Origin of the sequence: Klebsiella variicola (assembly GCF_000828055.2) — a bacterium.
Classification (GTDB): domain Bacteria; phylum Pseudomonadota; class Gammaproteobacteria; order Enterobacterales; family Enterobacteriaceae; genus Klebsiella; species Klebsiella variicola.
This window is the reverse complement of the sequence record NZ_CP010523.2, coordinates 943,756-956,869: the sequence shown is the minus strand read 5'-3', so window position 1 is coordinate 956,869 and position 13,114 is coordinate 943,756. Positions and strand designations below refer to the sequence as shown.

The window sequence follows — 13,114 nt, the reverse complement described above, 5'->3', positions numbered from 1 at the left end:
GGGTGAAAAATGGAAATTAACGAAACGCTGCTGCGCCAGATTATCGAAGAGGTGCTGTCGGAGATGAAATCAGGCGCAGATAAGCCGGTCTCCTTTAGCGCTCCTGCCGCTTCCGTCGCGTCGGCCGCTGTTGCGCCTGTGTCCAGCGACAGCTTCCTGACGGAAATCGGCGAAGCCAAACCCGGCACGCAGCAGGATGAAGTCATCATTGCCGTCGGGCCCGCCTTTGGCCTGGCGCAAACCGCCAATATCGTCGGCATTCCGCATAAAAATATCCTGCGCGAAGTGATCGCCGGCATTGAGGAAGAAGGCATCAAAGCCCGGGTGATCCGCTGCTTTAAATCTTCTGACGTCGCCTTCGTGGCGGTGGAAGGCAACCGCCTGAGCGGCTCCGGCATCTCGATCGGTATTCAGTCGAAAGGCACCACCGTCATCCACCAGCGGGGCCTGCCGCCGCTTTCCAATCTGGAACTCTTCCCGCAGGCGCCGCTGCTGACCCTGGAAACCTACCGCCAGATTGGCAAAAACGCCGCGCGCTACGCCAAACGCGAGTCGCCACAGCCAGTGCCGACGCTCAACGATCAGATGGCTCGTCCCAAATACCAGGCGAAGTCGGCCATTTTGCACATTAAAGAGACCAAATACGTAGTGACCGGCAAAAACCCGCAGGAACTGCGCATGGCGCTTTAACAAAGGATATCCCGATGAATACCGACGCAATTGAATCCATGGTACGCGACGTGCTGAGCCGGATGAACAGCCTACAGGACGGGGCAACGCCCGCGCCAGCCGCATCGACAAACGACACCGCTCGCCAGCCTAAAGTCAGCGACTACCCGTTAGCCACCCGCCATCCGGAGTGGGTCAAAACCGCTACCAATAAAACGCTCGATGACCTGACGCTGGAGAACGTATTAAGCGATCGCGTTACGGCGCAGGACATGCGCATTACCCCGGAAACGCTGCAGATGCAGGCGGCGATCGCCCAGGATGCCGGACGCGATCGGCTGGCGATGAACTTTGAGCGGGCCGCCGAGCTCACCGCGGTTCCCGACGACCGGATCCTTGAGATCTACAACGCCCTGCGCCCATACCGTTCCACCCAGGCGGAGCTACTGGCGATCGCTGACGACCTGGAGCATCGCTACCAGGCCCGGATCTGTGCCGCCTTTGTTCGGGAAGCGGCCGGGCTGTACGTCGAGCGTAAGAAACTGAAAGGCGACGATTAACAGGGGGCAAGCATGCGCTATATCGCTGGCATTGATATTGGCAACTCATCGACAGAGGTCGCCCTGGCGACGGTCGATGACGCAGGTGTGCTGAACATCCGCCACAGCGCGCTGGCTGAAACCACCGGTATTAAAGGCACATTACGTAATGTGTTCGGTATTCAGGAGGCGCTAACACAGGCGGCAAAAGCGGCAGGCATTCAGGTCAGCGATATCTCGCTTATTCGCATTAACGAAGCCACGCCGGTCATTGGCGATGTGGCGATGGAGACCATCACGGAAACCATCATCACCGAGTCCACCATGATCGGCCACAACCCGAAGACACCCGGCGGCGTCGGACTGGGGGTCGGCATCACCATCACACCGGAGGCGCTGCTGTCCTGCGCTGCGGACGCCCCCTATATTCTGGTGGTCTCCTCAGCCTTTGACTTTGCCGATGTCGCTGCGATGGTCAATGCGGCGACGGCAGCGGGCTATCAGATTTCCGGCATTATTTTGCAGCAGGATGACGGCGTGCTGGTCAATAACCGGCTACAGCAACCGCTGCCGGTGATCGATGAAGTTCAGCATATCGACCGTATTCCACTTGGCATGCTGGCGGCGGTCGAGGTCGCTTTACCCGGCAAGATTATCGAAACGCTCTCCAACCCCTATGGTATTGCCACCGTTTTCAATCTCAACGCCGAAGAGACCAAAAATATCGTGCCAATGGCGCGGGCGCTGATTGGCAATCGTTCGGCCGTAGTGGTGAAAACCCCCTCCGGCGACGTCAAGGCACGGACTATTCCGGCGGGGAATCTGCTGCTCATCGCTCAGGGGCGCAGCGTACAGGTTGATGTGGCCGCCGGGGCGGAAACCATCATGAAGGCAGTTGACGGCTGCGGCAAACTGGACAACGTCGCGGGAGAAGCGGGCACCAATATCGGCGGCATGCTTGAGCACGTGCGCCAGACCATGGCGGAGCTTACCAATAAGCCAGCTCAGGAGATCCGCATTCAGGATCTGCTGGCCGTTGATACGGCGGTGCCGGTCAGCGTGACCGGTGGCCTGGCGGGGGAGTTCTCGCTGGAGCAGGCGGTGGGTATCGCCTCGATGGTCAAGTCGGATCGCCTGCAGATGGCCCTGATCGCCCGTGAAATTGAGCACAAACTGCAGATTGCGGTTCAGGTGGGTGGCGCTGAGGCGGAAGCGGCCATTCTCGGGGCGCTCACCACTCCCGGCACCACGCGCCCGCTGGCGATCCTCGATCTGGGCGCCGGGTCGACCGACGCCTCCATTATCAATGCGCAAGGAGAGATCAGCGCCACTCACCTGGCCGGCGCCGGCGATATGGTCACGATGATCATCGCCCGCGAGCTGGGGCTTGAGGACCGCTACCTGGCGGAAGAGATCAAAAAATACCCGCTGGCGAAAGTCGAAAGCCTGTTTCATCTGCGTCATGAAGACGGCAGCGTCCAGTTTTTTCCGTCGGCCTTACCACCGGCGGTATTTGCCCGCGTCTGCGTGGTGAAACCGGATGAACTGGTTCCCCTGCCCGGCGATCTGCCGCTGGAGAAAGTGCGCGCCATTCGCCGTAGCGCCAAATCACGCGTCTTTGTCACCAACGCCCTGCGGGCGTTACGCCAGGTGAGCCCTACCGGCAACATTCGCGACATCCCGTTCGTAGTGCTGGTGGGCGGCTCGTCCCTCGATTTCGAGATCCCCCAGCTGGTCACCGACGCGCTGGCGCACTACCGGCTGGTTGCCGGGCGCGGCAACATCCGCGGCAGTGAAGGCCCGCGCAATGCGGTCGCCAGCGGATTACTCCTTGCCTGGCAAAAAGGAGGTACGCATGGAGAGTAGCCTCGTCACCCCCGCCATCGTCATTGCGGTCACTGACGAATGCAGCGAACAGTGGCGCGATGTCCTGCTGGGCATTGAAGAGGAAGGCATTCCTTTCGTTCTGCAACCGCGGACCGGCGGCGATCTTGTCCATCACGCCTGGCAGGCGGCGCAGCGTTCGCCGCTGCTGGTGGGCATCGCCTGCGACCGGGAACAGCTCATCGTGCACTACAAAAATTTACCCGCATCAACTCCGCTGTTTTCGCTGAGGTATCACCAGGACAGGCTGGCCCGGCGAAACACTGGCAACAATGCGGCTCGTCTCGTCAAAGGGATCCCATTTCGGGATCGCAATGCTTAATCCACAGGAGAACACAATATGAATAACGCACTAGGACTGGTTGAAACGAAAGGCCTGGTTGGCGCCATTGAAGCCGCTGATGCAATGGTGAAATCCGCCAACGTGCAGTTGATTGGTTACGAAAAAATTGGCTCCGGGCTGATTACCGTGATGGTCCGCGGAGACGTCGGTGCAGTGAAAGCCGCCGTTGACGCCGGGAGCGCGGCGGCCAGCGTGGTCGGCGAGGTCAAGTCCAGCCATGTGATCCCACGCCCGCACAGCGATGTCGAGGCCATTCTGCCGAAATCCGTCTGACCTTGAAACAAGGAGCACTGCGTGAAGCAATCACTGGGATTACTTGAGGTCAGCGGCCTGGCCCTGGCCATCACCTGCGCCGACGCCATGGCGAAAGCGGCCGCCATCACGCTGCTCGCCCTGGAAAAGACCAACGGCTCCGGCTGGATGGTGGTGAAGATCGCCGGTGATGTGGCCTCTGTCCAGGCGGCGGTGATGACCGGGGCCGAACTCGCCGACCGGCAGCAGGGGCTGGTGGCGCAGAAGGTTATCGCCAGGCCCGGCGCAGGCCTGCTGCCAGCCCGCGTCGAAGCGCCTTCACCAGCACCTGACGCTGCTCTGGAAGAGGAGAACGCCACCGTAATGGATGAGCGCAGAGATCCCGCAGACACCCTCCCCCGCCCTGCGGAGCAGGTGACCTGCAACCTGTGCCTGGACCCGCACTGTCCACGGCAAAAAGGCGAACCTCGCTCGCAGTGCCTGCACGCCGGTAAACGAGGTGACGCGTAATGGATAAACAACAGCTGGCTTCAACAGTCAACAAAGTGCTGGATGAGATGCGCCAGCGTCCCATCCCTATCGGTATCTCCAGTCGCCATATCCATTTAGCGGCGGCTGACTACGCCAGGCTCTTTCCCGCTCAGCCCATCCAGCCGAAAAAAGCGCTGCTGCAGCCCGGACAGTATGCTGCAGAGCAGACGGTGACCCTGGTTGGCCCCAAAGGACGATTAAACAACGTGCGCCTGCTCGGCCCTTTGCGCCAGACCAGCCAGGTGGAAATCTCACGCACCGACGCCCGGACCCTCGGTATCGCCGCGCCGCTGCGCATGTCCGGCAATCTGCAGGACACGCCGGGGATCCGCCTGATAAGCCCCTTTGCCGAACTGGAGCTGAGCAGCGGGACGATCGTCGCCCAACGACATATTCATATGTCCCCGCTCGATGCCCTGATCCTGCGCGTCGCCCATGGCGATAGCGTCGCGGTGGCGATCGAAGGCAGCGACAGGCGGCTTATCTTCGACAATGTAGCGGTCCGCGTAGCCCCGGATATGCGTCTTGAGATGCACATCGATACTGACGAAGCCAATGCGGCAGGCGCTGACGCTGCGCAGGCCTGGGCTACGCTGGTGACGAAGCCATGAACCACGCGATGCTGCAGCGTATCGTCGAAGAGGTCGCCGCCCGTCTGCGCCGTCGCGCCCGGAGTACGGCCACGCTCAGCGTGGCCCAGCTCGGCGAAGCGGATATCCACAGCCTGCTGTGCCAGCACGCTTCGCTGCGCATCGTGCAGGTGGATTTACCGCTGCTGGAGCAGCTTACCGGCCAGCGCGCGCTGACGGCCGCCGGTTGCGCGTTGCATGAGGCGATGGCCTGGGGCGTTCGGGTACAGCTAACGCTGCTTCCCGCCCTGCTCCCCGCGCTGGCGGTAAAAAAACTCGCCCGTTTGCCGCTGACGTTCAGCGACCCGCCTGGCCAGCCCGTCAGACTTCACGCCGCGTCGGTGCTCACCTATGCCGATGTAGCCCGTCTCAGGGGAGGTTATCTGGTGCTGCGCCGCCGCCCCATTATCACCGCCCTCGCCCGCGAAGCGGCCGTCGCGCGGCATGTTCAATTGATTACGCAGGAGTGAACTATGCATCTGGCACGCGTGACCGGCGCCGTCGTCTCGACGCAAAAATCGCCCTCTCTGAACGGCAAAAAACTGCTGCTGGTGCGCCGGGTAAGCACAGACGACGAACATCCATTTCAGCCCGCGAGCGGCGATGAAGTGGCGGTAGATTCGGTTGGCGCTGGCGTCGGCGAGCTGGTGCTGCTCTGCAGCGGCTCGAGCGCACGCCACGTCTTTAGCGGCCCGAATGAGGCTATCGATCTTGCCGTTGTGGGCATTGTTGACTCACTTTCACGCTAAGGGGGCGCCTGTGGCTATTTATACCCGAACCGGCGATGCCGGCAGTACATCACTCTTTACCGGCCAGCGGGTCAGCAAGACGCATCCGCGCGTCGAAGCCTACGGCACCCTGGATGAACTGAACGCGGTGCTGAGCCTGTGCGTCTGCGCCGTCGCTGAAGAGGAACATCGCGTCCTGCTCGAAGCCCTGCAGCAACATATTTTCTGGTTCAGCGCGGAGCTCGCCAGCGACAGCGAACAGCCATCACCGGGTAAGCGCTATATCAGCAGCGAAGAGATTGCCCTGCTGGAGCAGACCATCGATCGCGAGATGGCCCGCGTGCCGGCGCTGCACCAGTTTGTGTTGCCCGGACGGTGCGAAGCCGCCAGTCGTCTGCACCTGGCCCGCACCGTTTCCCGTCGGGCGGAGCGCCGGCTGGTCGAGCTGGCGGCAGAGGTCACTATCCGTCAGATACTGCTGCGTTATCTGAACCGCTTATCTGACTGCCTGTATGCCCTGGCGCGCAGCGAGGATCATGCCGATCACCAGCGCCGGCTCGTCGCGGAGATCGCGGCCCGCTACCTGGCCGCCAGCGGGTCGCCTGCGCCCGACGCGCCCAAAGCCCAGGCCGGGTCGCTCTCCTTTCACGAGCTGCATCAGCTTACCCGTCAGGCCATCGAACACGCCCGCCTGCTGCAGGTGCCGGTGGTGGTGAGCATCGTTGACGCACACGGTACCGAAACCGTGACCTGGCGAATGCCCGATGCGCTGCTGGTCAGCAGCGAGCTGGCGCCGAAAAAAGCCTGGACCGCCGTCGCCATGAAAACCGCCACCCACGAGCTCGCGACGACCGTACAGCCAGGCGCTGCGCTGTACGGTCTGGAGAGCCATCTGCAGGGCAAAGTCGTCACCTTTGGCGGCGGATATCCGCTGTGGCGCGATGGCCAGCTAATAGCCGGCCTCGGGATTAGCGGCGGCAGCATCGAGCAGGATATGGCTATTGCACAGGCTGCTATGGCGGCCATTAACGTGAGAACACATCAATGAATACAGCAGAACTGGAAACCCTTATCCGCACCATTCTCAGCGAAAAGCTCGCGCCCGCCCCCGTTTCTCAGGAACAGCAGGGCATTTTCCGCGACGTCGGCAGCGCCATCGACGCCGCCCATCAGGCTTTTCTCCGCTATCAGCAGTGTCCGCTAAAAACCCGCAGCGCCATTATCAGCGCGCTGCGGGAGACGCTGGCCCCCGAGCTGGCGACGCTGGCGGAGGAGAGCGCCACGGAAACCGGCATGGGCAACAAAGAAGATAAATATCTGAAAAATAAAGCTGCCCTTGAGAACACACCGGGCATTGAGGATCTCACTACCAGCGCCCTCACCGGCGATGGCGGGATGGTGCTGTTTGAGTACTCACCGTTCGGGGTTATTGGCGCCGTGGCGCCCAGCACCAACCCAACGGAAACCATTATCAACAACAGTATCAGCATGCTGGCGGCGGGTAACAGCGTCTATTTCAGCCCCCATCCCGGCGCGAAAAAGGTCTCGTTAACGCTTATCGCCAGGATCGAAGAGATCGCCTACCGCTGCAGCGGGATCCGTAACCTGGTGGTGACCGTTGCCGAGCCGACCTTTGAAGCCACCCAGCAAATGATGGCCCACCCGCTGATTGCCGTTCTGGCTATCACCGGCGGCCCTGGCATTGTGGCGATGGGCATGAAAAGCGGTAAAAAAGTGATCGGCGCTGGCGCCGGCAATCCGCCGTGCATCGTTGATGAAACGGCCGATCTCGTCAAAGCCGCCGAAGATATCATCAGCGGCGCCGCCTTCGATTACAACCTGCCCTGTATCGCCGAAAAAAGCCTGATCGTCGTCGCCTCCGTCGCTGACCGCCTGATCCAGCAGATGCAGGATTTTGACGCGCTGCTGTTGAGCCCGCAGGAGACCGATACCCTGCGCGCCGTCTGCCTGCCCGACGGCGCGGCGAATAAAAAACTGGTCGGTAAAAGTCCGGCTGCGCTGCTGGCGGCCGCCGGTCTCGCCGTCCCTTCCCGCCCCCCTCGCCTGCTGATAGCCGAGGTGCAGGCGAACGACCCCTGGGTGACCTGCGAGCAACTGATGCCGGTGCTGCCGATCGTCCGGGTCGCCGATTTTGATAGCGCCCTGGCGCTGGCCCTGCGCGTTGAGGAGGGTCTGCACCACACCGCCATTATGCACTCGCAGAATGTCTCGCGGCTCAATCTGGCGGCACGCACGCTGCAGACCTCCATTTTTGTCAAAAATGGTCCGTCTTACGCGGGTATCGGCGTCGGCGGCGAAGGGTTTACCACCTTCACCATCGCCACGCCAACCGGAGAAGGCACCACCTCCGCGCGGACGTTCGCCCGCCTGCGGCGCTGCGTGTTGACCAACGGTTTTTCCATTCGCTAGCCGGGGGCGCCATGCACACCTTTTCTCTGCAAACGCGCCTCTACAGCGGCCCGGGCAGCCTGGCCGCGCTGCAGCGCTTTAGCCATCAGCACATCTGGATCGTCTGCGACGGCTTCCTGGCGCGCTCGCCGCTGTTCGAGCGGCTGCGCGCCGCGCTGCCCGCCAGCAACCGCGTCAGCGTGTTCAGTGATATTACACCGGATCCGACCATTCACACCGTGGCGAAAGGGATAGCGCAGATGCAGGCCCTGCGTCCGCAGGTGGTGATCGGCTTCGGCGGCGGCTCGGCGATGGACGCCGCCAAGGCGATCGTCTGGTTCAGCCAGCAGGGCGGGCTGCCTGTCGACACCTGCGTGGCGATCCCCACCACCAGCGGTACCGGGTCGGAAGTGACCAGCGCCTGCGTCATCAGCGATCCGGAAAAAGGGATCAAATACCCGCTGTTCCATGAGGCACTCTGTCCCGATATGGCGATCCTTGACCCGTCGCTGGTGGTCAGCGTACCGCCCACCATCACGGCCCATACCGGACTGGACGTCCTGACCCACGCCCTTGAGGCATGGGTATCGCCGCAGGCCACCGATTTTACCGATGCACTGGCGGAAAAAGCCGCCAGGCTGGTATTTCGCGCCCTGCCCGTTGCGGTTCGCCAGGGCGACTGCGTCGCGACCCGCAGTAAAATGCACAATGCCTCAACCCTTGCCGGCATGGCCTTTAGCCAGGCTGGCCTCGGACTCAATCATGCTATCGCCCATCAGCTTGGCGGCCAGTTTCACCTCCCCCATGGCCTGGCCAACGCGCTGCTGCTGACCGCGGTGATCCGCTTCAACGCCGGCGAGCCGCGAGCGGCGAAGCGCTATGCGCGCCTGGCCAGGGCCTGCCGGTTCTGCCCGCCGGAAGCTGGCGAACAGGAGGCTCTCCAGGCGCTGCTTGCCGCGGTGGAAACACTGAAACAGCAGTGCGCCATTCCCACCCTCAAGGGCGCCTTGCAGGAAAAATATCCCCTTTTCTTATCGCGAATTCCCGCCATGGTGCCGGCCGCGCTGGCTGACGCCACCCTGCGCACCAACCCGCGCCCGGTCGATGGTGAGGCCATCGCGCGACTGCTGGAGAGCCTGCAATGAGTGAAGCGATAGTGCCACTACCAGACATTGACGCGGCGGAGATCCGCGAGCGCGTCCGGGCCGCCGGCGTGGTGGGCGCCGGTGGGGCGGGCTTTCCGACCCACATCAAACTGCAGGCCAGGGTGGATACCGTGCTGGTGAACGCCGCTGAATGCGAACCGATGCTGAAGGTTGATCAACAGCTGATGGCGCAGCAGGCTGACCGGCTGATTCGCGGCCTGGGTTACGCAATGACCGCCACCGGCGCCCGGGAAGGGATCATTGCCCTGAAGGCGAAATATACTCCGGCGATTGCGGCGTTAACCCCGCGACTACCGGAATGGGCCCGGCTGCATATTCTGCCTGATGTCTATCCGGCCGGGGATGAGGTACTCACTATCTGGCTGGCGACGGGGCGCCGCGTGCCGCCTGCCGCGCTGCCGGTCAGCGTCGGCGTGGTGGTCAATAACGTGCAGACGGTACTCAATATCGCCAGAGCCGTGGAGCAGGGCTATCCGGTGACCCGCCGGACATTGACCGTCAATGGCGCTGTCGCCCGCCCGCTGACGCTGACCGTACCGCTGGGCATGTCGCTGCGCGAGGTGCTGGATCTGGCCGGCGGCGCGACGGTTGCCGAACCGGGGTTTATCAACGGCGGTCCGATGATGGGCTCGCTTATGACCTCCCTGGAGACACCGGTCACCAAAACCACCGGCGGCCTGCTGGTGCTCCCGGGCAACCATCCGTTGATCCAGCGACGGCGGCAGGATGAACGCACCCTGCTCGCCATCGCCCGCACCGTCTGTGAGCAGTGCCGTTTATGCACAGATTTATGCCCCCGGCACCTGATCGGCCATGAGCTTTCTCCCCACCTGCTGGTGCGGGCGGTGAACTATCGCCAGGCGGCCACCCCGTCGCTGCTGCTCAGCGCCCTGACCTGCTCGGAGTGCAACGTTTGCGAGAGCGTCGCCTGCCCGGTGGGGATTTCCCCCATGCGCATCAACCGTCTGCTGAAACGTGAGCTGAGGGCGAAAAACCTGCGCTACGAGGGACCGCTACGTCCGGCGGACGAGATGGCGAAGCACCGCCTGGTGCCGGTCAAACGGCTCATCAGCAAACTGGGGCTTGATCCCTGGTATCAGGAGGCGCCGCTGACGGCGGTGGAGCCGGAGGTGGGCTGCGTCACCCTGCCGCTGCGCCAGCATATCGGCATCAGCGCCGTTCCCTGCGTCGCACCGGGAGAGCGAGTAACGCGCGGCCAGCTGCTGGCAGACATCCCTGCCGACGCCCTCGGTGCGCCGGTACACGCCAGTATTGACGGCCAGGTCTCCGCCATCACGGAGCAGGCCATTACGCTTGTAAGAGGTTAATCATGACCCAGGCTATCGGAATTTTAGAACTGACCAGCATCGCCAGGGGAATGGAGCTGGGCGACGTCATGCTGAAAAGCGCGAACGTACAGCTCCTGCTCTGCAGAACCCTTTGTCCCGGGAAATTCCTGCTGATGCTCGGCGGCGACGTCGGCGCCGTGCAACAGGCAATCGCCGCCGGCACGGCGCGCGCCGGGGAGATGCTGGTGGACAGCCTGGTGCTGGCCAACATTCACCCCAGCGTACTGCCGGCGATCAGCGGACTCAACGTGGTCGAGCAGCGGCAGGCGGCGGGGATCGTCGAAACCTGGAGCGTGGCAGCGTGCATCAGCGCCGCCGACCGCGCGGTGAAAGCGGCCAACGTCACCCTGGTTCGCGTTCATATGGCGTTTGGTATCGGCGGCAAATGCTACATGGTGGTGGCGGGTGATATCGCCGATGTCGACAACGCCGTCACGGTGGCCAGCGACAGCGCAGGCGAGAAAGGATTACTGGTTTACCGGGCAGTGATCCCGCGACCGCACGATGCGCTGTGGCAACAGCTGATGGAGGGATAATGGAACCGCAAACCCCTACCGAACGCATGATCCAGGAGTATGTCCCGGGCAAACAGGTCACTCTGGCGCATCTCATTGCCAATCCGGGCAAAGATCTGTTCAAAAAGCTGGGCCTGCCGGACGCGGTCTCCGCTATCGGCATTCTCACCATTACCCCCAGTGAGGCATCAATTATCGCCTGCGACATCGCCACCAAGTCTGGCGCGGTGGAGATCGGCTTTCTCGATCGCTTCACCGGCGCGGTGGTGCTGACCGGCGATGTCTCCGCGGTGGAGTACGCGCTCAGGCAGGTCACACGCACCCTTGGTGAGCTGATGCGCTTCACCGCCTGTCCAATTACCCGGACCTGAGCCCATGAAACGCCTGATGCTTATCGGACCCAGTCAGTGCGGCAAAACCTCGCTGACCCAGGTATTGCGTGGCGAAACGCTGCGTTATCAGAAAACGCAGGCCATCGTCTGGACGCCGGCCGCGATCGACACCCCGGGGGAATATCTGGAAAACCGCTGCCTGTACAGCGCGCTGCTCACCAGCGCCTGCGAGGCAGATGTCATCGCGCTGGTACTGAATGCCGATGCGCCCTGGTCACCTTTTTCTCCGGGGTTTACCGCCCCGATGAACCGCCCGGTTATCGGGGTGGTCACCAAAGCCGATTTGGCCGCCCCGCCCCGTCTGGAACAGGTCCGGGCATGGCTCGAGGCGGCAGGCGCCGAACATATCTTTATCACCAGCGCGTTAACCGGCGACGGGCTTGATGACCTGCTCGCCTGCCTGAACGCAGAGGAATATCAATGACCTATAAAATCATGGCGATCAACGCCGGCAGCTCCTCCCTGAAGTTTCAGCTGCTTAACATGCCGCAGGGAGCGTTGCTCTGCCAGGGGCTGATCGAACGTATTGGCTTGCCCGAGGCCCGCTTCATGCTGAAAACGTCGGCACAGAAATGGCAGGAGACGCTGCCCATCGCCGATCACCATGAGGCAGTGACCCTGCTGCTGGAGGCGCTGACCGGCCGCGGGATCCTGAGCAGCCTGCAGGAGATAGACGGCGTTGGCCACCGCGTCGCCCACGGCGGCGAACGCTTCAAAGACGCCGCGCTGGTCTGCGACGACACCCTGCGGGAGATCGAACGCCTGGCGGAGCTGGCGCCGTTGCATAACCCGGTCAATGCGCTGGGCATACGTCTCTTTCGCCAGCTGTTACCCGCGGTACCGGCGGTGGCGGTCTTTGATACCGCCTTTCACCAGACCCTGGCGCCGGAGGCCTGGCTCTATCCCCTGCCCTGGCGCTATTACGCCGAGCTGGGCATTCGCCGCTACGGTTTTCACGGCACCAGCCATCACTATGTCAGCAGCGCGCTGGCGGAAAAGCTGGGCGTACCGCTGAGCGCCCTGCGGGTAGTGAGCTGCCACCTGGGCAATGGCTGTAGCGTCTGCGCCATCAAAGGCGGGCAGTCGGTGAATACCTCAATGGGTTTTACTCCCCAGTCCGGGGTAATGATGGGCACCCGCAGCGGCGATATCGACCCGTCGATCCTTCCCTGGCTGGTGGAGAAAGAGGGGAAATCCGCCCGGCAGCTCAGCCAGCTGCTGAATAATGAATCCGGGCTGCTGGGCGTCTCCGGCGTGTCCTCTGACTACCGCGACGTCGAACAGGCAGCCGACGCCGGCAATGAACGCGCAGCTCTGGCGCTGTCGTTGTTTGCCGAACGCATTCGCGCAACTATCGGCAGCTATATCATGCAGATGGGAGGCCTGGATGCGCTGATCTTTACCGGCGGCATAGGCGAGCATTCCGCCCGGGCGCGGGCGACGATCTGCCGCAATTTGCATTTTCTCGGCCTCGCACTGGACGACGAGAAAAACCAGCGGAGCGCGACCTTTATTCAGGCGGATAATGCGCTGGTCAAAGTGGCGGTGATCAACACCAATGAAGAGCTGATGATTGCCCGCGACGTCATGCGTCTTGCCTTGCCGCAGGCGCGCGAGCTGGCGGTGTCGGCCTAAACGACGTACCTCCTCTTGCGGAGAATCATGGTAACCGGCGGGTCGCCATGCCACTATGCGCCCTGGCGAAGGT

At 62.5% G+C, this 13,114-nt stretch carries 17 protein-coding genes; all 17 read left to right on the top strand.

Annotated elements, in window-relative coordinates; genetic code table 11:
* Nucleotides 1-9: 9 nt before the first annotated feature.
* From pduD to SP68_RS04480, 17 genes are read left to right on the top strand one after another with little or no spacing between them, the layout of a single operon-like run.
* The gene (gene pduD, locus SP68_RS04560) at nt 10-690 is read left to right on the top strand and encodes a propanediol dehydratase medium subunit PduD (RefSeq protein ID WP_016161755.1); all 681 of its coding nucleotides are present in this window, start codon (nt 10-12) and stop codon (nt 688-690) included.
* A 14-nt stretch (nt 691-704) separates the two neighbouring features.
* Complete coding sequence (gene pduE, locus SP68_RS04555) at nt 705-1,229, top strand: propanediol dehydratase small subunit PduE (RefSeq protein ID WP_022065730.1); 525 nt, start codon at nt 705-707, stop codon at nt 1,227-1,229.
* Nucleotides 1,230-1,241: 12 nt separating this feature from the next.
* Nucleotides 1,242-3,074: a diol dehydratase reactivase subunit alpha gene (locus SP68_RS04550; protein WP_022065729.1), complete on the top strand. Its 1,833-nt coding sequence runs from the start codon at nt 1,242-1,244 to the stop codon at nt 3,072-3,074.
* Nucleotides 3,064-3,414, top strand: a complete 351-nt coding sequence (locus tag SP68_RS04545) for a glycerol dehydratase reactivase beta/small subunit family protein (RefSeq protein WP_012540672.1) — start codon at nt 3,064-3,066, stop codon at nt 3,412-3,414. Before SP68_RS04550 ends, SP68_RS04545 begins: the two co-directional genes overlap by 11 nt.
* Before the next feature lie 18 nt (nt 3,415-3,432).
* Nucleotides 3,433-3,708: a propanediol utilization microcompartment protein PduJ gene (gene pduJ, locus SP68_RS04540; protein ID WP_002915806.1), complete on the top strand. Its 276-nt coding sequence runs from the start codon at nt 3,433-3,435 to the stop codon at nt 3,706-3,708.
* A gap of 21 nt (nt 3,709-3,729) precedes the next feature.
* Entirely contained in the window at nt 3,730-4,197 is a 468-nt protein-coding gene (locus SP68_RS04535; RefSeq protein ID WP_012967299.1) for a BMC domain-containing protein, read from the top strand.
* Nucleotides 4,197-4,829 carry a phosphate propanoyltransferase gene (locus SP68_RS04530; RefSeq protein WP_008806307.1) on the top strand — a complete coding sequence of 211 codons (633 nt, stop codon included), beginning with the start codon at nt 4,197-4,199 and terminating at the stop codon, nt 4,827-4,829. The genes SP68_RS04535 and SP68_RS04530 overlap by 1 nt, the downstream gene beginning before the upstream one ends.
* Entirely contained in the window at nt 4,826-5,317 is a 492-nt protein-coding gene (gene pduM / locus SP68_RS04525) for a microcompartment protein PduM (RefSeq protein WP_032733755.1), read from the top strand. The genes SP68_RS04530 and pduM overlap by 4 nt, the downstream gene beginning before the upstream one ends.
* Before the next feature lie 3 nt (nt 5,318-5,320).
* Nucleotides 5,321-5,596 (top strand): EutN/CcmL family microcompartment protein, encoded by a 276-nt coding sequence (locus SP68_RS04520; protein WP_012540668.1) that lies wholly within the window; start codon nt 5,321-5,323, stop codon nt 5,594-5,596.
* 10 nt (nt 5,597-5,606) lie between these two features.
* The gene (gene pduO / locus SP68_RS04515) at nt 5,607-6,623 is read left to right on the top strand and encodes a two-domain cob(I)yrinic acid a,c-diamide adenosyltransferase PduO (RefSeq protein WP_022065727.1); all 1,017 of its coding nucleotides are present in this window, start codon (nt 5,607-5,609) and stop codon (nt 6,621-6,623) included.
* Nucleotides 6,620-8,005 (top strand): CoA-acylating propionaldehyde dehydrogenase PduP, encoded by a 1,386-nt coding sequence (gene pduP, locus SP68_RS04510; RefSeq protein ID WP_023298165.1) that lies wholly within the window; start codon nt 6,620-6,622, stop codon nt 8,003-8,005. The genes pduO and pduP overlap by 4 nt, the downstream gene beginning before the upstream one ends.
* 11 nt (nt 8,006-8,016) lie before the next feature.
* Nucleotides 8,017-9,129 (top strand): 1-propanol dehydrogenase PduQ, encoded by a 1,113-nt coding sequence (pduQ, locus tag SP68_RS04505; protein WP_040968845.1) that lies wholly within the window; start codon nt 8,017-8,019, stop codon nt 9,127-9,129.
* On the top strand, nt 9,126-10,478 hold the full coding sequence (locus SP68_RS04500) for a 4Fe-4S dicluster domain-containing protein (protein ID WP_040968846.1): 1,353 nt from the start codon (nt 9,126-9,128) through the stop codon (nt 10,476-10,478). The genes pduQ and SP68_RS04500 overlap by 4 nt, the downstream gene beginning before the upstream one ends.
* 2 nt (nt 10,479-10,480) lie before the next feature.
* Nucleotides 10,481-11,035, top strand: a complete 555-nt coding sequence (pduT, locus tag SP68_RS04495) for a propanediol utilization microcompartment protein PduT (protein ID WP_012967293.1) — start codon at nt 10,481-10,483, stop codon at nt 11,033-11,035.
* On the top strand, nt 11,035-11,385 hold the full coding sequence (gene pduU, locus SP68_RS04490) for a propanediol utilization microcompartment protein PduU (RefSeq protein WP_002915850.1): 351 nt from the start codon (nt 11,035-11,037) through the stop codon (nt 11,383-11,385). Before pduT ends, pduU begins: the two co-directional genes overlap by 1 nt.
* Nucleotides 11,386-11,389: 4 nt before the next feature.
* Entirely contained in the window at nt 11,390-11,830 is a 441-nt protein-coding gene (pduV, locus tag SP68_RS04485) for a propanediol utilization protein PduV (RefSeq protein ID WP_022065722.1), read from the top strand.
* On the top strand, nt 11,827-13,041 hold the full coding sequence (locus tag SP68_RS04480) for an acetate/propionate family kinase (protein ID WP_022065721.1): 1,215 nt from the start codon (nt 11,827-11,829) through the stop codon (nt 13,039-13,041). Before pduV ends, SP68_RS04480 begins: the two co-directional genes overlap by 4 nt.
* Nucleotides 13,042-13,114: the final 73 nt, after the last annotated feature.

Coding starts and splice junctions, on each gene's coding strand:
- pduD (WP_016161755.1), top strand. CDS start 10: ATGGAAATTAACGAAACGCTGCTGCGCCAGATTATCGAAGAGGTGCTG.
- pduE (WP_022065730.1), top strand. CDS start 705: ATGAATACCGACGCAATTGAATCCATGGTACGCGACGTGCTGAGCCGG.
- SP68_RS04550 (WP_022065729.1), top strand. CDS start 1,242: ATGCGCTATATCGCTGGCATTGATATTGGCAACTCATCGACAGAGGTC.
- SP68_RS04545 (WP_012540672.1), top strand. CDS start 3,064: ATGGAGAGTAGCCTCGTCACCCCCGCCATCGTCATTGCGGTCACTGAC.
- pduJ (WP_002915806.1), top strand. CDS start 3,433: ATGAATAACGCACTAGGACTGGTTGAAACGAAAGGCCTGGTTGGCGCC.
- SP68_RS04530 (WP_008806307.1), top strand. CDS start 4,197: ATGGATAAACAACAGCTGGCTTCAACAGTCAACAAAGTGCTGGATGAG.
- pduM (WP_032733755.1), top strand. CDS start 4,826: ATGAACCACGCGATGCTGCAGCGTATCGTCGAAGAGGTCGCCGCCCGT.
- SP68_RS04520 (WP_012540668.1), top strand. CDS start 5,321: ATGCATCTGGCACGCGTGACCGGCGCCGTCGTCTCGACGCAAAAATCG.
- pduP (WP_023298165.1), top strand. CDS start 6,620: ATGAATACAGCAGAACTGGAAACCCTTATCCGCACCATTCTCAGCGAA.
- pduQ (WP_040968845.1), top strand. CDS start 8,017: ATGCACACCTTTTCTCTGCAAACGCGCCTCTACAGCGGCCCGGGCAGC.
- SP68_RS04500 (WP_040968846.1), top strand. CDS start 9,126: ATGAGTGAAGCGATAGTGCCACTACCAGACATTGACGCGGCGGAGATC.
- pduT (WP_012967293.1), top strand. CDS start 10,481: ATGACCCAGGCTATCGGAATTTTAGAACTGACCAGCATCGCCAGGGGA.
- pduU (WP_002915850.1), top strand. CDS start 11,035: ATGGAACCGCAAACCCCTACCGAACGCATGATCCAGGAGTATGTCCCG.
- pduV (WP_022065722.1), top strand. CDS start 11,390: ATGAAACGCCTGATGCTTATCGGACCCAGTCAGTGCGGCAAAACCTCG.
- SP68_RS04480 (WP_022065721.1), top strand. CDS start 11,827: ATGACCTATAAAATCATGGCGATCAACGCCGGCAGCTCCTCCCTGAAG.